The sequence below is a fragment of the Mesorhizobium huakuii genome, from assembly GCF_014189455.1.
Taxonomy (GTDB): Bacteria; Pseudomonadota; Alphaproteobacteria; order Rhizobiales; family Rhizobiaceae; genus Mesorhizobium; species Mesorhizobium huakuii_A.
Genome location: NZ_CP050297.1, coordinates 213,434 through 238,156, shown reverse-complemented (window position 1 = coordinate 238,156; position 24,723 = coordinate 213,434). Strand labels below are relative to the sequence as shown.

Here is a 24,723-nt window from a genome sequence, read left to right as displayed (position 1 = left end):
TCCTGGGCCGGGTTGAAAAGCCCGATCGTTTTACAAAACTCGATTCTCGGAGAGCTCGCCCGTGACGTGACTCTCGCGCTAGCTTCGTTGCGTGCCTGTGAACTGGAGGGCTCCGTGTAGTCGCGGGCGCCATTGCGCGGGCGCGCGCGGGTCGCGACTACATTGAAGCCTGATTGAACTGAACTGCGGAATCCTGGCGGGGCCATGGGGTTTTGGGCTCGGCAGTATGCCCGAGGCGCCGGAGCGGGCTCGCTGATCGCTCTTGGGCGGTCGCCCGTCGTCGCGACGCGGGATGATGGCGACGCGAGAGTCGGCGCCATTGGGTCATTGATGCTGAGGTGCAGCGTTTATGGCGATGGCCTTGGCTGGCGGCGCGCAAAGTTCGGGGGAGCAAGAGGATTTGTGGGCGCGCTCGCACGAAGTATGTCGTCACCGTTGAATTTTGAGTAAGACCTTATGTCCTTTCTGGTTGCCGGCTGTGAGGTGGTTCGCCCTACACTGGCAGTGTTGAAACGAGGGTTGCTCGTCGAGCCTATCCTCATGCCAGGAGGACGAACCATGGAAGAATATAGCGAAGTTTTCGTAGGATTGGATGTTGCGAAGTAAGCGCCTAGCGTAAGCGGTGCGCGAAGGCACCTTGCAATAGGCCGATGAACATGGAGTTTTCGGGCCATGACATTGGAACATGCAAGGGGCGATCTGGTCGCCGAGTTAAGCGGTGCCGCGGCGGCCGAAGATCGTGCAACGATGCCCGGGCGCTCGCGGCAACGGAGGCTATGGAGTTGCACCGAGAAGCGCGCGTTGGTCGACCTGGCGAGCGCGGCGGGGTCGTCGGTGACGGAGGTCGCGGAAGCGTTCGGCGTAGCTCCATCCCAGCTCTATGCCTGGCGCAAGCAGATGGCCGGCGGCGAGCTCGATACCGATCAGGCGATGGCAACTTTCGCACGGATCGAAGTGAACGATCTGCCCGAGGTCGAGCGTCCGGTCGCCGATTGCCCGGACCCGGCCGGCAGGATCGTCGTGGCCTTTCCGAGCGGCACGCGATTGCGGATCGACGGGATCGTCGATCCGACAGCACTGCGCATCGTTCTGGCGGAGGTGACCAGGTGATCACGGTGGTGCCGACCGACCGGATTTATCTGTGCTGCGGCGCGACCGACATGCGCCGCGGGATCAACAGCCTGGCGCGGATGGTGCAGCAGGTGCTCGCGCTCAACCCGCACACCGGCGCGATCTTCTGCTTCCGTGGACGCAAGGGTCATATCATCAAGATTCTGGCGCATGACGACCAGGGGTTCTGTCTGTTCACCAAGCGGCTTACCGATGGTTGTTTTGCCTGGCCAACTACCAGGGATCAGGTCGCCGTGTCGCTCACCAAGGCGCAGCTTTCGCTGCTTTTGGACGGGATCGATTGGCGCCGACCGAGCAAGATTTATCGACCGCGTTTGGCTGGCTGATTTTGATGTTTCTAATTGATTTTGTGTTGATTCTTCTTCCGTAACGAGGGTCTTTCGGGTATGTAATTTGGGTGTCGGAACAAGCTCCCTCAACCGCTGATTTCTTCGCCCGGATCGCCCTTCTGGAGGCGGCCGTTTCTGCCCGTGACATCACCATCGCCGAACGCGATGAGCAGCTTCGAAGAGAGCGCGCCGAGGCCGCACTTCGCATCCAGCGCCTGCAGCTGCGGATCGATCGCTTCAACCGCAAGGCCTTCGGCCGTTCGTCCGAGAAGCTCGGCCAGATGCTGCTCGAACTCGAAGATCTCGAGACCGATTTCGCCGCCAGCGTGCCGGATCTCGAGCTGCCCATCGTTGCTGACACCGACAAGGTCCGGGTGTTGCCGGTGCGTAAGTTCAACCCCAACCTGCCGCGCAAGCGGGTCGTTCGCGAGCCGTCTTGCGCATGCTGCCCGGGCTGCGGCGGCGATCTGCGCGCCATGGGCGAAGATGGCGACGAGATGCTCGATCTGGTCGCCCAGGCCTGGCAGGTTATGGAGACCATTCGACCCAAGTACAGCTGCCGGACCTGCGATAAAATCATCCAGGCGCCGGCGCCAGCCAAGGCCATTGCACGCGGTAAGCTCAGCTATGCCGCGCTCGCCCATATCATGATGGCCAAGTGGGGTTATCATCTGCCCTTCTACCGTCAGGTACAGATGATGGCCGCCAAGGGCGTCGATATCGAGCGTTCCACGCTTGCGCGCAGCGCCGGCTACGCCGCCGCTTTGCTCGATCCCATCTACAATCGCATCCGTGAGATCGGCCGTACCCGCAGCAAGATTCACACCGACGACACGCGGCTTCCGATCCTGGCGCCCGGCACCGGCAAGACCCACAAGGGCGCGCTCTGGGTTTATGTCGCCGACGACCGCAACTCGGGTTCGAAGGAGCCGCCGATCGCCTGGTATCGCGCCACCATGGGCCGCGCCGGCGAGAGCGTGATGAGCGAACTCGCCGGATTTGCCGGCACCCTCCAAGCCGACGGATTCAGCGGCTATAACCAGCTCTACAAGGGCGGCGCCATTCGAGAAGCAGCCTGCCTGGCCCATCTGCGTCGCAAGATATTCGACGTTCACGACAGCCAGCCGACCGAGCTCAGCACGACGGCCATGGCTGGTATCCAGGCGATCTACCGGATCGAGGAAGAGATACGGGGGCTCCCGCCCGCCGAGCGATTGGCCGCACGACGAAGGCGGACCCGACCACTGGTTCGCGCGCTGCGACGACAGCTCATGCGCCAGGGCAAGGGTTTGTCGCGCCATGCCGATATCGCCAAGGCCTTCGCCTATGGCACCAGGCGATGGCGCGCGTTCAATCGCTTCCTCTACGATGGCCAGCTCGAGCCCGACAACCTGATCGCGGAGCGGGCGATTCGTGGATTTACGGTCGGCAGGCGCAATTGGCTCTTCTCGGGCAGCTTCGCCGCGGCAGAGCGGTCAGCGGTCGTGCTCAGCATCATTGAGACCTGCAAGCTCTGCGGCGTCGATGCCGAAGCCTACATGGCCGACGTCACCGAGCGCATCCAGAATGATTGGCCAGCCTCGCGCTGGGACGAACTGATGCCGTGGAATTGGGTGCGCCGCCAAGAGATGCAGCTCTCCTTGGCGGCATGAGCGCGCTCGATGACATGGCGCTGTCGGACGAGGCGCTCGAGGCCTGGATGGCCGCCAAGACCAACCGCCCGCTGGTGCGGACCATGTCGGCGCTGGATGGCTTCGTAACGGCGGCGGTCACCGGGCCGCGCTACCCGGACCCGCAAGACTGGATGTGCCCGCTCATGGGGTTGCCGCGCGACGTCCTGGCCAAAGGGTCTGCAACCGATCACGCCGTGTTTGCCAGCGTCGCCAGGATCCACAACCGGATCAACGAGACGCTCTTCGACAGACCGCAGGATTATGCGCCCCGATTCGCAACCAAGCCCAGCGGCGGCATCGACCCCCGGCCGTGGTGCCAGGGGTTCTACGCGGCCATGAATCTCAACATCAAAAGCTGGAGACGGCTACTCGACCTCGACAACCCCAACCACGGCCTGCTGCTGCCGATCCTGATCTACTGCGTCGACAAAAAGGGGAGGCCCGTCCTCGGCAAGCCCAGGCCGGGGCCCGAGACCGCGCGCTTCATCGAGCATGAGGCCTACAAAGACATCGCCCTCGTCATCCCCGCACTGCGCGAACTCCACTACGTCACCCGCTATGGCTATGGCAACCCGGAGTGATCGCCGCCGGCGCGCCGACTAACGGCTGACCTACCATAGACGCATCACAAGACGATATTGGGAGGTGCCTTGGCGCACCGCTTACCGCCTAGCCGTGGCCGTTCAGTTTGCGTGATGAGTAAGCGGTGCGCGAAGGCACCTTGCAATAGGCCGATGAACATGGAGTTTTCGGGCCATGACATTGGAACATGCAAGGGGCGATCTGGTCGCCGAGTTAAGCGGTGCCGCGGCGGCCGAAGATCGTGCAACGATGCCCGGGCGCTCGCGGCAACGGAGGCTATGGAGTTGCACCGAGAAGCGCGCGTTGGTCGACCTGGCGAGCGCGGCGGGGTCGTCGGTGACGGAGGTCGCGGAAGCGTTCGGCGTAGCTCCATCCCAGCTCTATGCCTGGCGCAAGCAGATGGCCGGCGGCGAGCTCGATACCGATCAGGCGATGGCAACTTTCGCACGGATCGAAGTGAACGATCTGCCCGAGGTCGAGCGTCCGGTCGCCGATTGCCCGGACCCGGCCGGCAGGATCGTCGTGGCCTTTCCGAGCGGCACGCGATTGCGGATCGACGGGATCGTCGATCCGACAGCACTGCGCATCGTTCTGGCGGAGGTGACCAGGTGATCACGGTGGTGCCGACCGACCGGATTTATCTGTGCTGCGGCGCGACCGACATGCGCCGCGGGATCAACAGCCTGGCGCGGATGGTGCAGCAGGTGCTCGCGCTCAACCCGCACACCGGCGCGATCTTCTGCTTCCGTGGACGCAAGGGTCATATCATCAAGATTCTGGCGCATGACGACCAGGGGTTCTGTCTGTTCACCAAGCGGCTTACCGATGGTTGTTTTGCCTGGCCAACTACCAGGGATCAGGTCGCCGTGTCGCTCACCAAGGCGCAGCTTTCGCTGCTTTTGGACGGGATCGATTGGCGCCGACCGAGCAAGATTTATCGACCGCGTTTGGCTGGCTGATTTTGATGTTTCTAATTGATTTTGTGTTGATTCTTCTTCCGTAACGAGGGTCTTTCGGGTATGTAATTTGGGTGTCGGAACAAGCTCCCTCAACCGCTGATTTCTTCGCCCGGATCGCCCTTCTGGAGGCGGCCGTTTCTGCCCGTGACATCACCATCGCCGAACGCGATGAGCAGCTTCGAAGAGAGCGCGCCGAGGCCGCACTTCGCATCCAGCGCCTGCAGCTGCGGATCGATCGCTTCAACCGCAAGGCCTTCGGCCGTTCGTCCGAGAAGCTCGGCCAGATGCTGCTCGAACTCGAAGATCTCGAGACCGATTTCGCCGCCAGCGTGCCGGATCTCGAGCTGCCCATCGTTGCTGACACCGACAAGGTCCGGGTGTTGCCGGTGCGTAAGTTCAACCCCAACCTGCCGCGCAAGCGGGTCGTTCGCGAGCCGTCTTGCGCATGCTGCCCGGGCTGCGGCGGCGATCTGCGCGCCATGGGCGAAGATGGCGACGAGATGCTCGATCTGGTCGCCCAGGCCTGGCAGGTTATGGAGACCATTCGACCCAAGTACAGCTGCCGGACCTGCGATAAAATCATCCAGGCGCCGGCGCCAGCCAAGGCCATTGCACGCGGTAAGCTCAGCTATGCCGCGCTCGCCCATATCATGATGGCCAAGTGGGGTTATCATCTGCCCTTCTACCGTCAGGTACAGATGATGGCCGCCAAGGGCGTCGATATCGAGCGTTCCACGCTTGCGCGCAGCGCCGGCTACGCCGCCGCTTTGCTCGATCCCATCTACAATCGCATCCGTGAGATCGGCCGTACCCGCAGCAAGATTCACACCGACGACACGCGGCTTCCGATCCTGGCGCCCGGCACCGGCAAGACCCACAAGGGCGCGCTCTGGGTTTATGTCGCCGACGACCGCAACTCGGGTTCGAAGGAGCCGCCGATCGCCTGGTATCGCGCCACCATGGGCCGCGCCGGCGAGAGCGTGATGAGCGAACTCGCCGGATTTGCCGGCACCCTCCAAGCCGACGGATTCAGCGGCTATAACCAGCTCTACAAGGGCGGCGCCATTCGAGAAGCAGCCTGCCTGGCCCATCTGCGTCGCAAGATATTCGACGTTCACGACAGCCAGCCGACCGAGCTCAGCACGACGGCCATGGCTGGTATCCAGGCGATCTACCGGATCGAGGAAGAGATACGGGGGCTCCCGCCCGCCGAGCGATTGGCCGCACGACGAAGGCGGACCCGACCACTGGTTCGCGCGCTGCGACGACAGCTCATGCGCCAGGGCAAGGGTTTGTCGCGCCATGCCGATATCGCCAAGGCCTTCGCCTATGGCACCAGGCGATGGCGCGCGTTCAATCGCTTCCTCTACGATGGCCAGCTCGAGCCCGACAACCTGATCGCGGAGCGGGCGATTCGTGGATTTACGGTCGGCAGGCGCAATTGGCTCTTCTCGGGCAGCTTCGCCGCGGCAGAGCGGTCAGCGGTCGTGCTCAGCATCATTGAGACCTGCAAGCTCTGCGGCGTCGATGCCGAAGCCTACATGGCCGACGTCACCGAGCGCATCCAGAATGATTGGCCAGCCTCGCGCTGGGACGAACTGATGCCGTGGAATTGGGTGCGCCGCCAAGAGATGCAGCTCTCCTTGGCGGCATGAGCGCGCTCGATGACATGGCGCTGTCGGACGAGGCGCTCGAGGCCTGGATGGCCGCCAAGACCAACCGCCCGCTGGTGCGGACCATGTCGGCGCTGGATGGCTTCGTAACGGCGGCGGTCACCGGGCCGCGCTACCCGGACCCGCAAGACTGGATGTGCCCGCTCATGGGGTTGCCGCGCGACGTCCTGGCCAAAGGGTCTGCAACCGATCACGCCGTGTTTGCCAGCGTCGCCAGGATCCACAACCGGATCAACGAGACGCTCTTCGACAGACCGCAGGATTATGCGCCCCGATTCGCAACCAAGCCCAGCGGCGGCATCGACCCCCGGCCGTGGTGCCAGGGGTTCTACGCGGCCATGAATCTCAACATCAAAAGCTGGAGACGGCTACTCGACCTCGACAACCCCAACCACGGCCTGCTGCTGCCGATCCTGATCTACTGCGTCGACAAAAGGGGAGGCCCGTCCTCGGCAAGCCCAGGCCGGGGCCCGAGACCGCGCGCTTCATCGAGCATGAGGCCTACAAAGACATCGCCCTCGTCATCCCCGCACTGCGCGAACTCCACTACGTCACCCGCTATGGCTATGGCAACCCGGAGTGATCGCCGCCGGCGCGCCGACTAACGGCTGACCTACCATAGACGCATCACAAGACGATATTGGGAGGTGCCTTGGCGCACCGCTTACCGTGATGATGCCAGGGCAGGAGTTGGTCGAGATCGCGGTTCGGCCAGCCGTTGGCGATGCGCTCAAGCGTTTTCGTGAGCCAAGCGAAGGGGTCGACGCCGTTCATTTTGGCGGTCTGCAGAAGCGTTGCGACGGTCGCCCATGTCCGCCCGCCGCCATCGGAACCGGCGAAGAGGGCGTTCTTGCGGGTGATGGTCTGGGGCCGGATAGGTAAGCGATGCGCCAAGGCACCTTTCCCGAAATAGTGCTCTATAGTAGATAATAGGAAGCCGTTGGTCCGCGTCGCCGCGATCACTGCGGATCGTCATAACGGGTGACGTAGTGGAGTTCGCGCAGGGCGGGGATGACGAGGGCGATGTCTTTGTAGGCCTCATGCTCGATGAAGCGCGCGGTCTCTGGCCCTGGCCTGGGCTTGCCGAGGACGGGCCGCCCCTTTTGTCGACGCAGTAGATCAGGATCGGCAGCAGCAGGCCGTGGTTGGGGTTGTCGAGGTCGAGTAGCCGTTTCCATTTTTTGATGTTGAGATTGATGGCCGCGTAGAACCCCTGGCACCACGGCCGCGGGTCGATGCCGCCGCTGGGCTTGGTGGCGAAACGGGGCGCATAGTCCTGCGGTCTGTCGAAGAGCGTCTCGTTGATCCGGTTGTGGATCCTGGCGACGCTGGCAAACACGGCGTGATCGGTTGCAGATCCTTTGGCCAGGACGTCGCGCGGCAACCCCATGAGCGGGCACATCCAGTCTTGCGGGTCCGGGAACCGCGGCCCGGTGACCGCCGCCGTTACGAAGCCATCCAGCGCCGACATCGTCCGCACCAGCGGGCGGGGGCGGGTTTGATGGCCATCCAGGCCTCGAGCGCCTCGTCCGACAGCGCCATGTCATCGATTGCGCTCATGCCGCCAAGGAGAGCGGCATCGCTTGGCGGCGCACCCAATTCCACGGCATCAGCTCATCCCATCGCGAGGCTGGCCAGTCGTTCTGGATGCGCTCGGTGACATCGGCCATGTAGGCTTCGGCATCGACGCCGCAGAGCTTGCAGGTCTCAATGATGCTGAGCACGACCGCTGACCGCTCTGCCGCGGCGAAGCTGCCCGAGAAAAGCCAGTTGCGCCTGCCGACTGTAAATCCACGAATCGCCCGCTCCGCGATCAGGTTGTCGGGCTCGAGCTGGCCATCGTAGAGGAAGCGATTGAACGCGCGCCATCGGTTGGTGCCATAGGCGAAGGCCTTCGCGATATCGGCATGGCGCGACAAACCCTTGCCCTGGCGCATGAGCTGTCGTCGCAGCGCGCGGACCAGTGGTCGGGTCCGACTTCGTCGTGCGGCCAATCGCTCGGCGGGCGGGAGCCCCCGTATCTCTTCCTCGATCCGGTAGATCGCCTGGATACCGGCCATCGCCGTCGTGCTGAGCTCGGTCGGCTGGCTGTCGTGAACGTCGAATATCTTGCGACGCAGATGGGCCAGGCAGGCAGCTTCTCGAATGGCGCCGCCCTTGTAGAGCTGGTTATAGCCGCTGAAACCGTCGGCCTGGAGCGTGCCGGCAAATCCGGCGAGCTCGGTCATTACGCTCTCGCCGGCGCGGCCCATGGTGGCGCGATACCAGGCGATCGGCGGCTCCTGCGAACCCGAATTGCGGTCGTCGGCGACGTAAACCCAGAGCGCGCCCTTGTGGGTCTTGCCGTTGCCGGGCGCCAGGATCGGAAGCCGCGTGTCGTCGGTATGAATCTTGGTGCGGGTACGGCCGATCTCACGGATGCGGTTGTAGATCGGATCGAGCAAAGCGGCGGCGTAGCCGGCGCTGCGCGAAAGCGTGGATCGCTCGATATCGACGCCCTTGGCGGCCATCATCTGGGCCAGACGGTAGAAGGGCAGATGATAACCCCACTTCGCCATCATGATATGGGCGAGCGCGGCATAGCTGAGCTTACCGCGTGCAATGGCCTTGGCTGGCGCCGGCGCCTGGATGATTTTATCGCAGGTCCGGCAGCTGTACTTGGGTCGAATGGTCTCCATCACCTGCCAGGCCTGGGCGACCAGATCGAGCATCTCCTCGCTATCTTCGCCCATGGCGCGCAGATCGCCGCCGCAGCCCGGGCAACATGCGCAAGACGGCTCGCGAACGGCCCGCTTGCGCGGCAGGTTCGGGTTGAGCTTACGCACCGGCAACACCCGGACCTTGTCGGTGTCAGCAACGATGGGCAGCTCGATATCGGGCACGCTGGCGGCGAAATCGGTCTCGAGATCTTCGAGTTCGAGCCGCATCTGGCCCAGCTTCTCGGAGGAGCGGCCGAAGGCCTTGCGGTTGAAGCGATCGATCCGCAGCTGCAGGCGCTGGATGCGAAGTGCGGCCTCGGCGCGCTCTCTTCGCAGCTGCTCATCCCGTTCGGCAATGGCGATGTCACGGGCAGAAACGGCCGCCTCCAGAAGGGCGATCCGAGCGAAGAAATCAGCGGTTGAGGGAGCTTGTTCCGACACCCAAATTACATACCCGAAAGACCCTCGTCACGGAAGCAAAATCGACACAAAATCAATAAGAAACGAGCAAAATCAGCCAGCCAAACGCGGCCGATAGGTCTTGCTCGGCCGGCGCCAATCGATCCCCTCCAGAAGCAGCGAAAGCTCTGCCTTGGTAAGCGACACAGTCACCTGATCCTTGGTCGTCGGCCAGGCAAAACAACCCTCGGAAAGCCGTTTTGTAAAAAGGCAGAACCCCTGGTCGTCATGCGCCAGAATCTTGATGATATGACCCTTGCGTCCACGGAAGCAGAAGATCGCGCCGGTATGCGGGTCGAGCGCGAGCACCTGCTGCACCATGCGTGCCAGGCTGTTGATCCCGCGGCGCATATCGGTCTCACCGCAACAAAGGTAAATCCGGTCGGTCGGCACCACTGTGATCAACTGGTCAACTCCGCCAGGACGATACGTAGCGCTGTCGGATCGACGGTCCCGTCGATCCGCAATCGCGCGCCGTTCGGAAAGGCCACGACGATCCTGCCGGCCGGGTCCGGGCAATCGGCGACGGGGCGTTCGACATCCGGCAGATCGCTCACGTCGATGCGCGCGAAGGTCGCCATCGCCTGATCGGCATCGAGTTCCCCGCCGGCCATCTGCTTGCGCCACGCATAGAGCTGTGACGGAGCTACGCCGAACGCTTCCGCGACCTCGGTCACCGACGACCCCGCCGCGCTCGCCAGGTCGACCAACGCGCGCTTCTCCGTGCAACTCCACAGCCTTCGTTGCCGCACGCGCCCGGGCACCGTTGTAAGATCTTCGGACGCCGCGGCGCCGCTTAACTCGGCGACCGTATCGCCGCTTGCATGTTCCAATGTCATGGCCCGAAACCTCCATGTTCATCGGCCTATTGCAAGGTGCCTTGGCGCATCGCTTACCCGGATAGCGCGCTCGACGGCGTTGCTGTCGATATCGAGGCGGCCATCGTGCAGGAAGCGTTCGAGGGCCTCGCGACGGCTTCTGGCATAGCGGATCGCCTCGGCGAGTTTCGATTTGCCGGAGATGCGGCCCAACTCCTTTTCCCAGAACGGCCAGAGTTCTGCGACGATGGCGGCTGACTGTTCTTGCCGCGCGGCGCGGCGGGCCTCGGGATCCTTGCCGCGGATGCTTTCCTCGATCGCCCACAGTTGCGTCATCCGCTCGATGGTCTCGGTCGCCACATGCGAGACGCCGGCAACGTGCAATTCATAGAACTTGCGCCTGAGATGCGCCCAGCATGCCGCCAGCGCTAGCGGGCCGCCGCTGCGGGTCGCTTCCGCGAGCCGGTTGTAGGCGCCCCATCCGTCGACCTGGAGCAATCCGCTGTAGCCGGCGAGATGGCGCTCCACGCACTCCCCGCCGCGGCTGTCCTCGAACCGGTAGGCGACCATGGGCGGCGCCGTGCCGCCAAAGGTTCGGTCGTCCCGCGCATAGGTCCACAGCCAAGCGGTCTTGGTCTTGCCGGCGCCCGGCGACAATGTCGGCAGCGTCGTCTCGTCGGCATAAACCCGCTCGCCTTGCTTGATCATTTCCAGGATGCGCTCGGCGAGCGGGGCGAGATGGAAGCCGACATGGCCCATCCAGTTCGCCATGGTGTTGCGGCTGATCTCGACACCGTCGCGGGCATAAATGCCCTCCTGGCGGTAGAGCGGCAGGCCGTCGGCATATTTGGAGACGGCGACATGCGCGAGCAGCGCTTCGCTCGGCACGCCGGCCTCGACGAGGTGATCGGCAGCCGGCGCCTGGCTGACGCCTTCCTTGCACTGCGCGCAGCCATATTTGGGCCGGCGGGTGACGATCACGCGGAACTTGGCCGGCGTCACGTCGAGCCGTTCGGAGACGTCCTCGCCGATCTTCACCGGCTGGCAGTTGCCGCAGCCGCAGGCGATGGTCTCGGGCTCGACGACGATCTCGACCCGCTGCAGATGCGCCGGGAATGCCTTGCGTGGCCGCGGCGGACGATGTCGATCGCCTGCCGGTTTCACCGCCTCGAGTTCGGCCTCGATCGCGCCGAGCCCGGTCTCGACCTCGTCGAAGGCAAAGGCCTGCTGCTCGGCATCAAGCTTCTCGGAGCTGCGGCCGAACCGGGCCCGCTCCAGCTGCTTGATGATTACATGAAGGGCGGCGATCCGCGCCTCGGCGCGTTCATTGGCTGTCGCAAGTCGGACGACCGCAGCCCTGAGTTCCGCCTTCTCGGCTTCAAGATCTGCCGTTTCGGCCTCCAGCTCAGCCTTTTGCGATGTCAGCGAGATGAGCATCGCCTTCAGCGTGCCGGCATCGTCGGGAAGGGCAGAAGCACTGCTCGTCATGGCTGCGACACAAGCACATTTTGACCGATTCGAGGCCCGCTTTCTGCTCCCTGAGTCACTTGGTCACGGGTCTATCCGGCCGAGGTCGGCCGTCGTCTCCGTTCAGCCTTGACGCGCGTCCAGTCCATCCCTTCCACCAGCGCCATCAATTGCGGCGCGGCAAGCCGGATCACGCCGTTCTCCACCCGCGGCCAGCGGAACTTGTCCTCGTCCAGCCGCTTGGCGAACAAGCAAAGGCCGGACCCGTCCCACCACACGATCTTCACCCGGTCGGCACGCTTTGCCCGGAACACGTAGAGCGCCCCGCAGAACGGATCAGCGCCGCCGTCACGCACCAGCGCCATCAGCCCGTCCGGACCTTTGCGGAAGTCGACCGGCCGCGTCGCCACATAGACCTTGGCTCCCGTCGGGATCATGCCGAGCGCACCGCGCGGATCGCCTCGGTCAGAAGGGTCGGGGCGACGTCATTGCCCACGCGGATCGTCGCATCGCCGATGACGATTTCCAGGCCGCTCGTGCAACCGCTATCTTCACGCGCCACTTCCAACGGTGCGAAGCTCTGCGCCTCTGCCTCCGACCCGCGCGTCTGGACAACGATCTCGCCGGATCGGATCGCCTTGCGCCTCCAGGCGAACACCTGCTGCGGGCTCACGCCATGCGTCCGCGCCACCGCCGAGACATTCGCCCCCGGCGCCAGCGCCTCCTCCAGAATCCGCGCTTTCGCCTCCGCGGACCAGCGCCGGCGCAGCAAGGGCGGGCTCTCCTCAAGTCGGTTCGCAACCGCCTCGATGACTGCAAATGTTTCAAGTCTGGACTTGGGTGCAGACTGCAATCAAACCTCCCGCGCAGTTCATCACGAGAGTGTCGCCGTCTTCACCGCTCAGCGAAACACGGGGTCACGTGGGCGCTTACGTAATCTCTACAAGATCTGGAACAGGATGAGTTCGGGAAGCTACTTTCCGCCACCGGTCCGTGCCGTCCCCATTCCCAAAAAGACTGGGGGCCAGCGGATTTTGGGTGTGCCCACCGTGAGCGATAGGATCGCGCAGATGGTGGTCAAACGGCTCATTGAACCGGAACTTGATCAGATCTTCCGGCCAGATTCCTACGGCTACCGGCCGGGCAAATCTGCTCTGGACGCCGTAGGGATCACGCGTCAGCGGTGCTGGAAATATGATTGGGTTTTAGAGTTTGATATCAAGGGCCTATTTGACAACTTGCCGCACGATCTCTTGCTCAAGGCCGTCCACAAGCATGTCAAGTGTCAATGGGCGTCGCTCTATATCGAAAGATGGCTGACGGCGCCCTTGGAACAGGATGGACAAAGGATAGGGCGCGATCGCGGTACCCCGCAAGGGGGTGTAGTCAGTCCGATTCTTTCAAATCTTTTCCTGCACTACGCATTTGATCTTTGGATGGACCGGACATACCCCGACCTCCCATGGTGCCGGTATGCGGATGACGGTCTGGTGCACTGCCGGACCGAACAGGAAGCGGAGGCCGTCAAGGCTGCCCTTCAAGCAAGGCTGGCGGAATGCCAGCTGGAAATGCATCCCACCAAAACCAAGATCGGTTACTGCAAAGACTTCAAACGCAGGGGAACGTATCCGAACGTCAGCTTTGACTTTCTCGGATATTGTTTTCGACCGCGAGTGGTGAAGAATCCGCAAAATGGGCGACTGTTCTGCGGATTTACGCCGGGGGTTGCTCCTCGGCGCTGAACCACATGCGGGCGACGATCCGGGACTTGAAACTCCGACAGAAAACGCATGTGTCGCTGGCCGACATTGCTCGCGAGATCAATCCGCTCCTCCGGGGGTGGATTGCGTATTACGGGCGGTTTACCCCATCGGCGCTCGACGCCTTGCGGCGTTACGTAAATCAGACGCTGTGCGTGTGGGTGAGAAGGAAGTTCAAGCGCTATGCCCGTCCGACCCAAGCAGGGAAATTTCTACAACGCCTTGCCCAAAGTCGGACGAAGCTTTTCGTGCATTGGCAGCTCGGAATAACCGGTAAGTTCGTCTGATGGGAGCCGTGTGAAGCGAGAGTTTCACGCACGGTTCTGAGAGCGCGGAGGGTGAAGTCCCTCCGCGACTCGCCCATGGAAGAATATAGCGAAGTTTTCGTAGGATTGGATGTTGCGAAGGATCGGCATGCTGTTGCTCTCGCCGAGAGCGGGCGTACCGGCGAGGTTCGATATGTCGGAGAGATATCCTCCGATAGTGCGTCAGTACGCCGCCTCGTCCGCAAGCTCGGACGCCCGGGTGTACGATTGAGATTTTGCTATGAGGCTGGACCCACCGGATACGGTCTGAAGCGGGAGATCGAAGCGCTTGGCCACGAGTGCGCCGTGATTGCTCCGTCTCTGATCCCGCGCAAGCCTGGCGATCGGGTCAAGACGAACCGCCGCGATGCCGAGAAACTTGCCCGGCTGTTCCGTGCCGGTGAGCTGACGGAAATCTGGACACCGGATGCTGCTCATGAGGCTATGCGTGACCTGATCCGCGCCCGCGAAGCTGCGGTGAAGGATCGAACGCGAAAGCGGCAGGAGATTCGATCCTTCCTGTTGCGACATGGCAAGATTTACCCGGGCTTGAAGGCTTGGGGAACGAGGTATCTCAGATGGCTGCATGGACTGAGTTTCTCGTTCCGCAGTCAGCAGGCTGTCCTGCAGGAGTTGATCCTCGCAGAGTCGCAGTGCCGGGAAAGAGCAGCACGCCTGGAAAAGGCAATCGAAGACGGCCTGCTCGACTGGCCACTCGCGCCGGTAGTCGAACGCTTGCAGGCTTTGCGTGGGGTCAAGCTCATTTGTGCGGCTACCTTCATGGTCGAAATCGGCGATGTACGCCGCTTTGCCAACGCGCGACAACTGATGGCTTATCTCGGACTTGTCCCCTCGGAGCGCTCGACCGGGGACGCCGTGCGACGGGGCGGCATCACCAAGACTGGGAATGCCCGAGTGCGCCGCGTGTTGGCCGAAAGCGCCTGGACTTACCGCTATCCGGCCAAACTGGGGAAAGGAAAATACTTCGAAAGCCGCCACCTGCCTGAAGTCGTGCGAGACATAGCGTGGAACGCACAGGCGCGCTTGACCAAGCGCTACAGGGCCCTGATCGCGCGTGGCAAGCGCAGCACCGTGGCTGTGACCGCAATAGCTCGGGAACTCGCTGCTTTCATGTGGGCCATCGCCCGAGCGGATGAGCAGCAGGCAGGAACCTGACACCTCGGTCGCGACGAGAATAATCATCGCGCCTATCGGCGGGGACGTGGCATTGAATGGGGAATTTCCGGCATCGCTTTGTGGCCGGCAATGCCGACGCCCGTTGTAAGAGAGGACCAGCCCCGGACGAATACATGGACATGCGGTAACCAACCCGCGCATCAGAGCTTGTTCACCCGCGTCCCAGGCCACGTCTCCACCGATAGGCGCTCCGTCAATGAGAACCGACCGAGGAAATCGGTGTCGGGTGGATTACTGCGCAGATCGCACTTGCAAAAGGACATCAGAGCGATGCGCCAAGGCACCTTGCAATAGGCCGATGAACATGGAGGTTTCGGGCCATGACATTGGAACATGCAAGCGGCGATACGGTCGCCGAGTTAAGCGGCGCCGCGGCGTCCGAAGATCTTACAACGGTGCCCGGGCGCGTGCGGCAACGAAGGCTGTGGAGTTGCACGGAGAAGCGCGCGTTGGTCGACCTGGCGAGCGCGGCGGGGTCGTCGGTGACCGAGGTCGCGGAAGCGTTCGGCGTAGCTCCGTCACAGCTCTATGCGTGGCGCAAGCAGATGGCCGGCGGGGAACTCGATGCCGATCAGGCGATGGCGACCTTCGCGCGCATCGACGTGAGCGATCTGCCGGATGTCGAACGCCCCGTCGCCGATTGCCCGGACCCGGCCGGCAGGATCGTCGTGGCCTTTCCGAACGGCGCGCGATTGCGGATCGACGGGACCGTCGATCCGACAGCGCTACGTATCGTCCTGGCGGAGTTGACCAGTTGATCACAGTGGTGCCGACCGACCGGATTTACCTTTGTTGCGGTGAGACCGATATGCGCCGCGGGATCAACAGCCTGGCACGCATGGTGCAGCAGGTGCTCGCGCTCGACCCGCATACCGGCGCGATCTTCTGCTTCCGTGGACGCAAGGGTCATATCATCAAGATTCTGGCGCATGACGACCAGGGGTTCTGCCTTTTTACAAAACGGCTTTCCGAGGGTTGTTTTGCCTGGCCGACGACCAAGGATCAGGTGACTGTGTCGCTTACCAAGGCAGAGCTTTCGCTGCTTCTGGAGGGGATCGATTGGCGCCGGCCGAGCAAGACCTATCGGCCGCGTTTGGCTGGCTGATTTTGCTCGTTTCTTATTGATTTTGTGTCGATTTTGCTTCCGTGACGAGGGTCTTTCGGGTATGTAATTTGGGTGTCGGAACAAGCTCCCTCAACCGCTGATTTCTTCGCTCGGATCGCCCTTCTGGAGGCGGCCGTTTCTGCCCGTGACATCGCCATTGCCGAACGGGATGAGCAGCTGCGAAGAGAGCGCGCCGAGGCCGCACTTCGCATCCAGCGCCTGCAGCTGCGGATCGATCGCTTCAACCGCAAGGCCTTCGGCCGCTCCTCCGAGAAGCTGGGCCAGATGCGGCTCGAACTCGAAGATCTCGAGACCGATTTCGCCGCCAGCGTGCCCGATATCGAGCTGCCCATCGTTGCTGACACCGACAAGGTCCGGGTGTTGCCGGTGCGTAAGCTCAACCCGAACCTGCCGCGCAAGCGGGCCGTTCGCGAGCCGTCTTGCGCATGTTGCCCGGGCTGCGGCGGCGATCTGCGCGCCATGGGCGAAGATAGCGAGGAGATGCTCGATCTGGTCGCCCAGGCCTGGCAGGTGATGGAGACCATTCGACCCAAGTACAGCTGCCGGACCTGCGATAAAATCATCCAGGCGCCGGCGCCAGCCAAGGCCATTGCACGCGGTAAGCTCAGCTATGCCGCGCTCGCCCATATCATGATGGCGAAGTGGGGTTATCATCTGCCCTTCTACCGTCTGGCCCAGATGATGGCCGCCAAGGGCGTCGATATCGAGCGATCCACGCTTTCGCGCAGCGCCGGCTACGCCGCCGCTTTGCTCGATCCGATCTACAACCGCATCCGTGAGATCGGCCGTACCCGCACCAAGATTCATACCGACGACACGCGGCTTCCGATCCTGGCGCCCGGCAACGGCAAGACCCACAAGGGCGCGCTCTGGGTTTACGTCGCCGACGACCGCAATTCGGGTTCGCAGGAGCCGCCGATCGCCTGGTATCGCGCCACCATGGGCCGCGCCGGCGAGAGCGTAATGACCGAGCTCGCCGGATTTGCCGGCACGCTCCAGGCCGACGGTTTCAGCGGCTATAACCAGCTCTACAAGGGCGGCGCCATTCGAGAAGCTGCCTGCCTGGCCCATCTGCGTCGCAAGATATTCGACGTTCACGACAGCCAGCCGACCGAGCTCAGCACGACGGCGATGGCCGGTATCCAGGCGATCTACCGGATCGAGGAAGAGATACGGGGGCTCCCGCCCGCCGAGCGATTGGCCGCACGACGAAGTCGGACCCGACCACTGGTCCGCGCGCTGCGACGACAGCTCATGCGCCAGGGCAAGGGTTTGTCGCGCCATGCCGATATCGCGAAGGCCTTCGCCTATGGCACCAACCGATGGCGCGCGTTCAATCGCTTCCTCTACGATGGCCAGCCGAGCCCGACAACCTGATCGCGGAGCGGGCGATTCGTGGATTTACAGTCGGCAGGCGCAACTGGCTTTTCTCGGGCAGCTTCGCCGCGGCAGAGCGGTCAGCGGTCGTGCTCAGCATCATTGAGACCTGCAAGCTCTGCGGCGTCGATGCCGAAGCCTACATGGCCGATGTCACCGAGCGCATCCAGAACGACTGGCCAGCCTCGCGATGGGATGAGCTGATGCCGTGGAATTGGGTGCGCCGCCAAGCGATGCCGCTCTCCTTGGCGGCATGAGCGCAATCGATGACATGGCGCTGTCGGACGAGGCGCTCGAGGCCTGGATGGCCATCAAACCCGCCCCCCGCCCGCTGGTGCGGACCATGTCGGCGCTGGATGGCTTCGTAACGGCGGCGGTCACCGGGCCGCGGTTCCCGGACCCGCAAGACTGGATGTGCCCGCTCATGGGGTTGCCGCGCGACGTCCTGGCCAAAGGATCTGCAACCGATCACGCCGTGTTTGCCAGCGTCGCCAGGATCCACAACCGGATCAACGAGACGCTCTTCGACAGACCGCAGGACTATGCGCCCCGTTTCGCCACCAAGCCCAGCGGCGGCATCGACCCGCGGCCGTGGTGCCAGGGGTTCTACGCGGCCATCAATCTCAACATCAAAAAATGGAAACGGCTACTCGACCTCGACAACCCCAACCACGGCCTGCTGCTGCCGATCCTGATCTACTGCGTCGACAAAAGGGGCGGCCCGTCCTCGGCAAGCCCAGGCCAGGGCCAGAGACCGCGCGCTTCATCGAGCATGAGGCCTACAAAGACATCGCCCTCGTCATCCCCGCCCTGCGCGAACTCCACTACGTCACCCGTTATGACGATCCGCAGTGATCGCGGCGACGCGGACCAACGGCTTCCTATTATCTACTATAGAGCACTATTTCGGGAAAGGTGCCTTGGCGCATCGCTCTGATGTCCTTTTGCAAGTGCGATCTGCGCAGTAATCCACCCGACACCGATTTCCTCGGTCGGTTCTCATTGACGGAGCGCCTATCGGTGGAGACGTGGCCTGGGACGCGGGTGAACAAGCTCTGATGCGCGGGTTGGTTACCGCATGTCCATGTATTCGTCCGGGGCTGGTCCTCTCTTACAACGGGCGTCGGCATTGCCGGCCACAAAGCGATGCCGGAAATTCCCCATTCAATGCCACGTCCCCGCCGATAGGCGCGATGATTATTCTCGTCGCGACCGAGGTGTCAGGTTCCTGCCTGCTGCTCATCCGCTCGGGCGATGGCCCACATGAAAGCAGCGAGTTCCCGAGCTATTGCGGTCACAGCCACGGTGCTGCGCTTGCCACGCGCGATCAGGGCCCTGTAGCGCTTGGTCAAGCGCGCCTGTGCGTTCCACGCTATGTCTCGCACGACTTCAGGCAGGTGGCGGCTTTCGAAGTATTTTCCTTTCCCCAGTTTGGCCGGATAGCGGTAAGTCCAGGCGCTTTCGGCCAACACGCGGCGCACTCGGGCATTCCCAGTCTTGGTGATGCCGCCCCGTCGCACGGCGTCCCCGGTCGAGCGCTCCGAGGGGACAAGTCCGAGATAAGCCATCAGTTGTCGCGCGTTGGCAAAGCGGCGTACATCGCCGATTTCGACCATGAAGGTAGCCGCACAAATGAGCTTGACCCCACGCAAAGCCTGCAAGCGTTCGACTACCGGCGCGAGTGGCCAGTCGAGCAGGCCGTCTTCGATTGCCTTTTCCAGGCGTGCTGCTCTTTCCCGGCACTGCGACTCTGCGAGGATCAACTCCTGCAGGACAGCCTGCTGACTGCGGAACGAGAAACTCAGTCCATGCAGCCATCTGAGATACCTCGTTCCCCAAGCCTTCAAGCCCGGGTAAATCTTGCCATGTCGCAACAGGAAGGATCGAATCTCCTGCCGCTTTCGCGTTCGATCCTTCACCGCAGCTTCGCGGGCGCGGATCAGGTCACGCATAGCCTCATGAGCAGCATCCGGTGTCCAGATTTCCGTCAGCTCACCGGCACGGAACAGCCGGGCAAGTTTCTCGGCATCGCGGCGGTTCGTCTTGACCCGATCGCCAGGCTTGCGCGGGATCAGAGACGGAGCAATCACGGCGCACTCGTGGCCAAGCGCTTCGATCTCCCGCTTCAGACCGTATCCGGTGGGTCCAGCCTCATAGCAAAATCTCAATCGTACACCCGGGCGTCCGAGCTTGCGGACGAGGCGGCGTACTGACGCACTATCGGAGGATATCTCTCCGACATATCGAACCTCGCCGGTACGCCCGCTCTCGGCGAGAGCAACAGCATGCCGATCCTTCGCAACGTAAGCGCCCACGTGACCCCGTGTTTCGCTGAGCGGTGAAGACGGCGACACTCTCGTGATGAACTGCGCGGGAGGTTTGATTGCAGTCTGCACCCAAGTCCAGACTTGAAACATTTGCAGTCATCGAGGCGGTTGCGAACCGACTTGAGGAGAGCCCGCCCTTGCTGCGCCGGCGCTGGTCCGCGGAGGCGAAAGCGCGGATTCTGGAGGAGGCGCTGGCGCCGGGGGCGAATGTCTCGGCGGTGGCGCGGACGCATGGCGTGAGCCCGCAGCAGGTGTTCGCCTGGAGGCGCAAGGCGATCCGATCCGGCGAGATCGTTGTCCAGACGCGCGGGTCGGAGGCAGAGGCGCAGAGCTTCGCACCGTTGGAAGTGGCGCGTGAAGATAGCGGTTGCACGAGCGGCCTGGAAATCGTCATCGGCGATGCGACGATCCGCGTGGGCAATGACGTCGCCCCGACCCTTCTGACCGAGGCGATCCGCGCGGTGCGCTCGGCATGATCCCGACGGGAGCCAAGGTCTATGTGGCGACGCGGCCGGTCGACTTCCGCAAAGGTCCGGACGGGCTGATGGCGCTGGTGCGTGACGGCGGCGCTGATCCGTTCTGCGGGGCGCTCTACGTGTTCCGGGCAAAGCGTGCCGACCGGGTGAAGATCGTGTGGTGGGACGGGTCCGGCCTTTGCTTGTTCGCCAAGCGGCTGGACGAGGACAAGTTCCGCTGGCCGCGGGTGGAGAACGGCGTGATCCGGCTTGCCGCGCCGCAATTGATGGCGCTGGTGGAAGGGATGGACTGGACGCGCGTCAAGGCTGAACGGAGACGACGGCCGACCTCGGCCGGATAGACCCGTGACCAAGTGACTCAGGGAGCAGAAAGCGGGCCTCGAATCGGTCAAAATGTGCTTGTGTCGCAGCCATGACGAGCAGTGCTTCTGCCCTTCCCGACGATGCCGGCACGCTGAAGGCGATGCTCATCTCGCTGACATCGCAAAAGGCTGAGCTGGAGGCCGAAACGGCAGATCTTGAAGCCGAGAAGGCGGAACTCAGGGCTGCGGTCGTCCGACTTGCGACAGCCAATGAACGCGCCGAGGCGCGGATCGCCGCCCTTCATGTAATCATCAAGCAGCTGGAGCGGGCCCGGTTCGGCCGCAGCTCCGAGAAGCTTGATGCCGAGCAGCAGGCCTTTGCCTTCGACGAGGTCGAGACCGGGCTCGGCGCGATCGAGGCCGAACTCGAGGCGGTGAAACCGGCAGGCGATCGACATCGTCCGCCGCGGCCACGCAAGGCATTCCCGGCGCATCTGCAGCGGGTCGAGATCGTCGTCGAGCCCGAGACCATCGCCTGCGGCTGCGGCAACTGCCAGCCGGTGAAGATCGGCGAGGACGTCTCCGAACGGCTCGACGTGACGCCGGCCAAGTTCCGCGTGATCGTCACCCGCCGGCCCAAATATGGCTGCGCGCAGTGCAAGGAAGGCGTCAGCCAGGCGCCGGCTGCCGATCACCTCGTCGAGGCCGGCGTGCCGAGCGAAGCGCTGCTCGCGCATGTCGCCGTCTCCAAATATGCCGACGGCCTGCCGCTCTACCGCCAGGAGGGCATTTATGCCCGCGACGGTGTCGAGATCAGCCGCAACACCATGGCGAACTGGATGGGCCATGTCGGCTTCCATCTCGCCCCGCTCGCCGAGCGCATCCTGGAAATGATCAAGCAAGGCGAGCGGGTTTATGCCGACGAGACGACGCTGCCGACATTGTCGCCGGGCGCCGGCAAGACCAAGACCGCTTGGCTGTGGACCTATGCGCGGGACGACCGAACCTTTGGCGGCACGGCGCCGCCCATGGTCGCCTACCGGTTCGAGGACAGCCGCGGCGGGGAGTGCGTGGAGCGCCATCTCGCCGGCTACAGCGGATTGCTCCAGGTCGACGGATGGGGCGCCTACAACCGGCTCGCGGAAGCGACCCGCAGCGGCGGCCCGCTAGCGCTGGCGGCATGCTGGGCGCATCTCAGGCGCAAGTTCTATGAATTGCACGTTGCCGGCGTCTCGCATGTGGCGACCGAGACCATCGAGCGGATGACGCAACTGTGGGCGATCGAGGAAAGCATCCGCGGCAAGGATCCCGAGGCCCGCCGCGCCGCGCGGCAAGAACAGTCAGCCGCCATCGTCGCAGAACTCTGGCCGTTCTGGGAAAAGGAGTTGGGCCGCATCTCCGGCAAATCGAAACTCGCCGAGGCGATCCGCTATGCCAGAAGCCGTCGCGAGGCCCTCGAACGCTTCCTGCACGATGGCCGCCTCGATATCGACAGCAACGCCGTCGAGCGCGCTATCCGGCCCCAGACCATCACCCGCAAGAACGCCCTCTTCGCCGGTTCCGATGGCGGCGGGCGGACATGGGCGACCGTCGCAACGCTTCTGCAGACCGCCAAAATGAACGGCGTCGACCCCTTCGCTTGGCTCACGAAAACGCTTGAGCGCATCGCCAACGGCTGGCCGAACCGCGATCTCGACCAACTCCTGCCCTGGCATCATCACGCAAACTGAACGGCCACGGCTAGGCGCTTACCGCATAGCCGACGTTAGATCATTCGATTCATCTGCCAAAACCCTCGGCAGATCAGCCTTGAACTTGCCGACGCCCTGGTGAATAGCGATCCCATATTCCAGGCAAAAAGCGCGCATCTGATTTATGAGGCACGTCCGTTGCGAAATCATCCTATCGCAACACGATGCAGCGCTTGCAGGTCAATGTGTTCAGGCGACCGTATCTCGACGAAGCGCATTGTTGGTCGCGTCACTGCTTCCGCGATCGCCGCGGCATCGATGATGTCACTTTTGTTGGACTTTACATAAGGCTTGACGAATTGAGCCGGAATAATGCGGACGGTATGCCCCATCGCGGCGATCTTGCGTGCCAACCATTGCGAGCCGGAGCAGGCTTCCATCCCCACCAGAGCCGGCCCGGCGCGTTCGAAGAACTGCAAGAGTGTATCTCGCCGAAACGTCGCCTTTTGGATCGGCATTCCGGCGGCGTCGAGCCCAACGACGTGGAAAAGGTTCTTGCCAATATCGATCCGAAACACCGTTGCCGGCCTGGGTTTGTTCCGTGTCCTCTGTGAGACAGGTAATTTCACTGGGGTCAGGCGGCGCGTAGAAGAGGCGGTTTGGGCTTGAATATTTGAGGCACGTTCAGTTCTGGTTGTCGATCTCAAGGCTATCGACCCGGCCTTGAGGACCGGGCATTTCGTTGAACAGCGCAGCAAACAGCCCGCGGAGCTCGGCGAGAGACAGGCCTTCAGGCGAAGTCGGCCGTAGCGTCGGCACATGGTGAATCACGAACGCGCTCGCCGCAAACCCCCTCCGCCCGGAAAACCTGACCCGGTTACGGCTCACGGCGTGACCCAGAGAGCTGGGAGAAGCGAGCTATGGCTGAAACTGGGTGATGACGGTTTGAGAAGGGCGGCGTATCGAGGCGGGTGATGAAGCCTGCCAGAACCTCTCAAGGAGAGCGATACGCCATGAACGAGACTATCAACATTGTTCGCCTTCGTCAGCCCGACGAAATCGATGATCCCCTGACGGATGTGCTTCGCACCGGCGCGCGCAAATTGCTGGCGCAGGCGATCGAGATGGAGGCCGAAGCGTTTCTTGCCGAGATGCGGGATCTCAAGCTTCCGGACGGACGTGACCGGCTGGTCCGGCACGGTCACGGGCCGGAGCGGAGCATCCAGACGGGGATCGGGGCGGTGCCCGTCAGCCGGGTGAAGGTCCGGGATCGCGGCGCGAACGGTGAAGCGGAGCGCATCCGTTTTTCCTCATCGATCCTGCCGAAATGGGCGCGTCGGACACGAAGTCTGGATGCGCTTCTTCCCGTTCTCTATCTGCGCGGCATTTCGACGGGCGACTTTCAGGAAGCTCTGGCAGCTCTGTTGGGCAAGGAGGCGCCGAACCTCTCACCCTCGGTGATCACGCGACTGACGGCGGAGTGGGGCATCGAATACGATCGTTGGCAAAAGCGCGATCTTTCGGCGCGCCGCTATGTGTATGTGTGGGCGGACGGGGTCTACCTGCAGGCCCGGATGGAAGATCATGCCGAATGCATGCTGGTCCTGATCGGCGCCACGCCCGAGGGCAAGAAAGAGCTGCTCGGCTTCCAGACCGGCATTCGTGAGAGCGCACAGAGCTGGCGCGAGCTGCTGGTCGACGTCAAGCGTCGTGGCCTGCAGATCGCGCCCGATCTTGCCGTCGGCGACGGCGCGCTTGGCTTCTGGAAAGCGCTCGATGAGCTCCTTCCCGGCACCAAGCACCAGCGATGCTGGGTGCACAAGACAGCCAACGTGCTCAACAAGGTGCCGAAATCGGTGCAGGCCGCCATGAAGACGGACTTGCGCGAAATCTTTTCCGCCCCGAACCGAGCCTCAGCCGAGACGGGCGATTGCCGTCTTTGTCGAGAAATATGATGCGAAATACGGCAAGGCGGTCGACTGCCTGACCAAAGATCAGAATGCCTTGCTGGCGTTCTACGATTTCCCCGCCGAACATTGGGATCATCTGCGAACGTCCAATCCCATCGAGAGCGTCTTTGCGACCGTTCGCCATCGCACGGTGCGTACCAAGGGCTCACTCTCCTCGAAAACCGCCAGGCTGATGGTCTTCAAGCTGGTCATGGCCGCGGCCAGGACGTGGCGACGACTGAAAGGACAAAATCAGTTGCCTAAACTCATCGCAGGTGCAACGTTCCAGGATGGAATCGAGGTCATTGAACTGAAGCCGCAGAGCGCCGCTTGATCAGCCTCGTCACCCAAATTGCAGCATAGCTCGGGAGAAGCTCTGCGAGACTACAACTGTAACACCATATTGGTTTAGCAGATCAAGCG

The 24,723-nt window shown here is 62.9% G+C and carries 23 protein-coding genes and 6 pseudogenes; 19 read left to right on the top strand and 10 right to left on the bottom strand.

The features are described 5' to 3' along the window. The first annotated feature begins 672 nt into the window (after positions 1-672). The 8 genes from tnpA (HB778_RS35850) (at position 673) to HB778_RS35815 (ending at position 6,952) form a co-directional block, all read left to right on the top strand. On the top strand, positions 673-1,110 hold the full coding sequence (tnpA, locus tag HB778_RS35850) for an IS66-like element accessory protein TnpA (RefSeq protein ID WP_183457562.1): 438 nt from the start codon (positions 673-675) through the stop codon (positions 1,108-1,110). After that, complete coding sequence (gene tnpB / locus HB778_RS35845; protein ID WP_183465207.1) at positions 1,107-1,457, top strand: IS66 family insertion sequence element accessory protein TnpB; 351 nt, start codon at positions 1,107-1,109, stop codon at positions 1,455-1,457. The genes tnpA (HB778_RS35850) and tnpB (HB778_RS35845) overlap by 4 nt, the downstream gene beginning before the upstream one ends. Positions 1,458-1,528: 71 nt before the next feature. Next, positions 1,529-3,112 carry an IS66 family transposase gene (gene tnpC, locus HB778_RS35840; RefSeq protein ID WP_183457560.1) on the top strand — a complete coding sequence of 528 codons (1,584 nt, stop codon included), beginning with the start codon at positions 1,529-1,531 and terminating at the stop codon, positions 3,110-3,112. After that, positions 3,109-3,714 carry a UPF0149 family protein gene (locus tag HB778_RS35835; protein ID WP_183465373.1) on the top strand — a complete coding sequence of 202 codons (606 nt, stop codon included), beginning with the start codon at positions 3,109-3,111 and terminating at the stop codon, positions 3,712-3,714. The genes tnpC (HB778_RS35840) and HB778_RS35835 overlap by 4 nt, the downstream gene beginning before the upstream one ends. 175 nt (positions 3,715-3,889) lie before the next feature. Continuing rightward, complete coding sequence (gene tnpA, locus HB778_RS35830) at positions 3,890-4,327, top strand: IS66-like element accessory protein TnpA (protein WP_183457562.1); 438 nt, start codon at positions 3,890-3,892, stop codon at positions 4,325-4,327. Further along, positions 4,324-4,674, top strand: coding sequence for an IS66 family insertion sequence element accessory protein TnpB (gene tnpB, locus HB778_RS35825; protein WP_183465207.1), 351 nt, complete (start codon positions 4,324-4,326; stop codon positions 4,672-4,674). The genes tnpA (HB778_RS35830) and tnpB (HB778_RS35825) overlap by 4 nt, the downstream gene beginning before the upstream one ends. 71 nt (positions 4,675-4,745) lie before the next feature. Continuing rightward, complete coding sequence (tnpC, locus tag HB778_RS35820; protein ID WP_183457560.1) at positions 4,746-6,329, top strand: IS66 family transposase; 1,584 nt, start codon at positions 4,746-4,748, stop codon at positions 6,327-6,329. Then, positions 6,326-6,952, top strand: a complete 627-nt coding sequence (locus tag HB778_RS35815; protein WP_244661595.1) for a UPF0149 family protein — start codon at positions 6,326-6,328, stop codon at positions 6,950-6,952. Before tnpC (HB778_RS35820) ends, HB778_RS35815 begins: the two co-directional genes overlap by 4 nt. Before the next feature lie 22 nt (positions 6,953-6,974). Here HB778_RS35815 and HB778_RS35810 read toward each other — a convergent pair. The 8 genes and pseudogenes from HB778_RS35810 to tnpA (HB778_RS35775) form a co-directional block, all read right to left on the bottom strand. After that, a pseudogene (locus HB778_RS35810) lies at positions 6,975-7,223 on the bottom strand (transposase domain-containing protein); the annotation flags it as partial. A gap of 295 nt (positions 7,224-7,518) precedes the next feature. Next, a pseudogene (locus HB778_RS42170) lies at positions 7,519-7,818 on the bottom strand (UPF0149 family protein); the annotation flags it as partial. Between the two features lie 85 nt (positions 7,819-7,903). Continuing rightward, positions 7,904-9,487 carry an IS66 family transposase gene (tnpC, locus tag HB778_RS35800; protein WP_183457841.1) on the bottom strand — a complete coding sequence of 528 codons (1,584 nt, stop codon included), beginning with the start codon at positions 9,485-9,487 and terminating at the stop codon, positions 7,904-7,906. Positions 9,488-9,559: 72 nt separating this feature from the next. Continuing rightward, positions 9,560-9,910 carry an IS66 family insertion sequence element accessory protein TnpB gene (gene tnpB / locus HB778_RS35795; RefSeq protein WP_183457839.1) on the bottom strand — a complete coding sequence of 117 codons (351 nt, stop codon included), beginning with the start codon at positions 9,908-9,910 and terminating at the stop codon, positions 9,560-9,562. After that, entirely contained in the window at positions 9,907-10,344 is a 438-nt protein-coding gene (gene tnpA, locus HB778_RS35790; RefSeq protein ID WP_183457837.1) for an IS66-like element accessory protein TnpA, read from the bottom strand. Before tnpA (HB778_RS35790) ends, tnpB (HB778_RS35795) begins: the two co-directional genes overlap by 4 nt. 57 nt (positions 10,345-10,401) lie before the next feature. Continuing rightward, positions 10,402-11,811: pseudogene (gene tnpC, locus HB778_RS35785) on the bottom strand (IS66 family transposase); the annotation flags it as partial. A 71-nt stretch (positions 11,812-11,882) separates the two neighbouring features. Continuing rightward, positions 11,883-12,227: an IS66 family insertion sequence element accessory protein TnpB gene (gene tnpB / locus HB778_RS35780; RefSeq protein WP_183465369.1), complete on the bottom strand. Its 345-nt coding sequence runs from the start codon at positions 12,225-12,227 to the stop codon at positions 11,883-11,885. After that, positions 12,224-12,562, bottom strand: a complete 339-nt coding sequence (gene tnpA / locus HB778_RS35775) for an IS66-like element accessory protein TnpA (RefSeq protein WP_183465370.1) — start codon at positions 12,560-12,562, stop codon at positions 12,224-12,226. The genes tnpB (HB778_RS35780) and tnpA (HB778_RS35775) overlap by 4 nt, the downstream gene beginning before the upstream one ends. 37 nt (positions 12,563-12,599) lie before the next feature. On the opposite strand from tnpA (HB778_RS35775), the gene ltrA reads away from it, so the two are divergent. The 7 genes and pseudogenes from ltrA to HB778_RS35745 all read left to right on the top strand — a co-directional run bounded on the left by ltrA (position 12,600) and on the right by HB778_RS35745 (position 18,492). Further along, a complete protein-coding gene (gene ltrA / locus HB778_RS42165; protein ID WP_348524762.1) occupies positions 12,600-13,532 on the top strand; it encodes a group II intron reverse transcriptase/maturase in 933 nt (310 codons plus the stop codon). A gap of 5 nt (positions 13,533-13,537) precedes the next feature. Next, complete coding sequence (locus HB778_RS42160; RefSeq protein ID WP_244662042.1) at positions 13,538-13,837, top strand: group II intron maturase-specific domain-containing protein; 300 nt, start codon at positions 13,538-13,540, stop codon at positions 13,835-13,837. A 75-nt stretch (positions 13,838-13,912) separates the two neighbouring features. After that, positions 13,913-15,031, top strand: a complete 1,119-nt coding sequence (locus HB778_RS35765; protein WP_183465371.1) for an IS110 family transposase — start codon at positions 13,913-13,915, stop codon at positions 15,029-15,031. 341 nt (positions 15,032-15,372) lie between these two features. Next, on the top strand, positions 15,373-15,810 hold the full coding sequence (tnpA, locus tag HB778_RS35760; protein ID WP_183457837.1) for an IS66-like element accessory protein TnpA: 438 nt from the start codon (positions 15,373-15,375) through the stop codon (positions 15,808-15,810). After that, on the top strand, positions 15,807-16,157 hold the full coding sequence (gene tnpB, locus HB778_RS35755) for an IS66 family insertion sequence element accessory protein TnpB (protein ID WP_183457839.1): 351 nt from the start codon (positions 15,807-15,809) through the stop codon (positions 16,155-16,157). Before tnpA (HB778_RS35760) ends, tnpB (HB778_RS35755) begins: the two co-directional genes overlap by 4 nt. A gap of 72 nt (positions 16,158-16,229) precedes the next feature. Further along, positions 16,230-17,812 (top strand): annotated as a pseudogene (gene tnpC / locus HB778_RS35750) (IS66 family transposase). Next, a complete protein-coding gene (locus HB778_RS35745) occupies positions 17,809-18,492 on the top strand; it encodes a UPF0149 family protein (RefSeq protein ID WP_244662041.1) in 684 nt (227 codons plus the stop codon). The pseudogene tnpC (HB778_RS35750) and the gene HB778_RS35745 overlap by 4 nt, the downstream one beginning before the upstream one ends. 283 nt (positions 18,493-18,775) lie before the next feature. Here the strand turns inward: HB778_RS35745 and HB778_RS35740 are convergent, their stop codons facing one another. Further along, positions 18,776-19,909 carry an IS110 family transposase gene (locus HB778_RS35740; protein WP_432421283.1) on the bottom strand — a complete coding sequence of 378 codons (1,134 nt, stop codon included), beginning with the start codon at positions 19,907-19,909 and terminating at the stop codon, positions 18,776-18,778. 110 nt (positions 19,910-20,019) lie between these two features. On the opposite strand from HB778_RS35740, the gene tnpA (HB778_RS35735) reads away from it, so the two are divergent. From tnpA (HB778_RS35735) to tnpC (HB778_RS35725), 3 genes are all read left to right on the top strand, one after another. Continuing rightward, entirely contained in the window at positions 20,020-20,358 is a 339-nt protein-coding gene (gene tnpA, locus HB778_RS35735) for an IS66-like element accessory protein TnpA (RefSeq protein WP_183465370.1), read from the top strand. Continuing rightward, positions 20,355-20,699, top strand: a complete 345-nt coding sequence (gene tnpB / locus HB778_RS35730) for an IS66 family insertion sequence element accessory protein TnpB (RefSeq protein ID WP_183465369.1) — start codon at positions 20,355-20,357, stop codon at positions 20,697-20,699. Before tnpA (HB778_RS35735) ends, tnpB (HB778_RS35730) begins: the two co-directional genes overlap by 4 nt. Before the next feature lie 71 nt (positions 20,700-20,770). Continuing rightward, positions 20,771-22,390: an IS66 family transposase gene (gene tnpC, locus HB778_RS35725; protein WP_183465368.1), complete on the top strand. Its 1,620-nt coding sequence runs from the start codon at positions 20,771-20,773 to the stop codon at positions 22,388-22,390. Between the two features lie 21 nt (positions 22,391-22,411). Here the strand turns inward: tnpC (HB778_RS35725) and HB778_RS43630 are convergent. Then, positions 22,412-22,929 (bottom strand): annotated as a pseudogene (locus tag HB778_RS43630) (IS110 family transposase); the annotation flags it as partial. Positions 22,930-23,364: 435 nt separating this feature from the next. On the opposite strand from HB778_RS43630, the pseudogene HB778_RS35715 reads away from it, so the two are divergent. Further along, positions 23,365-24,634, top strand: a pseudogene (locus tag HB778_RS35715) (IS256 family transposase). Positions 24,635-24,723: the final 89 nt, after the last annotated feature.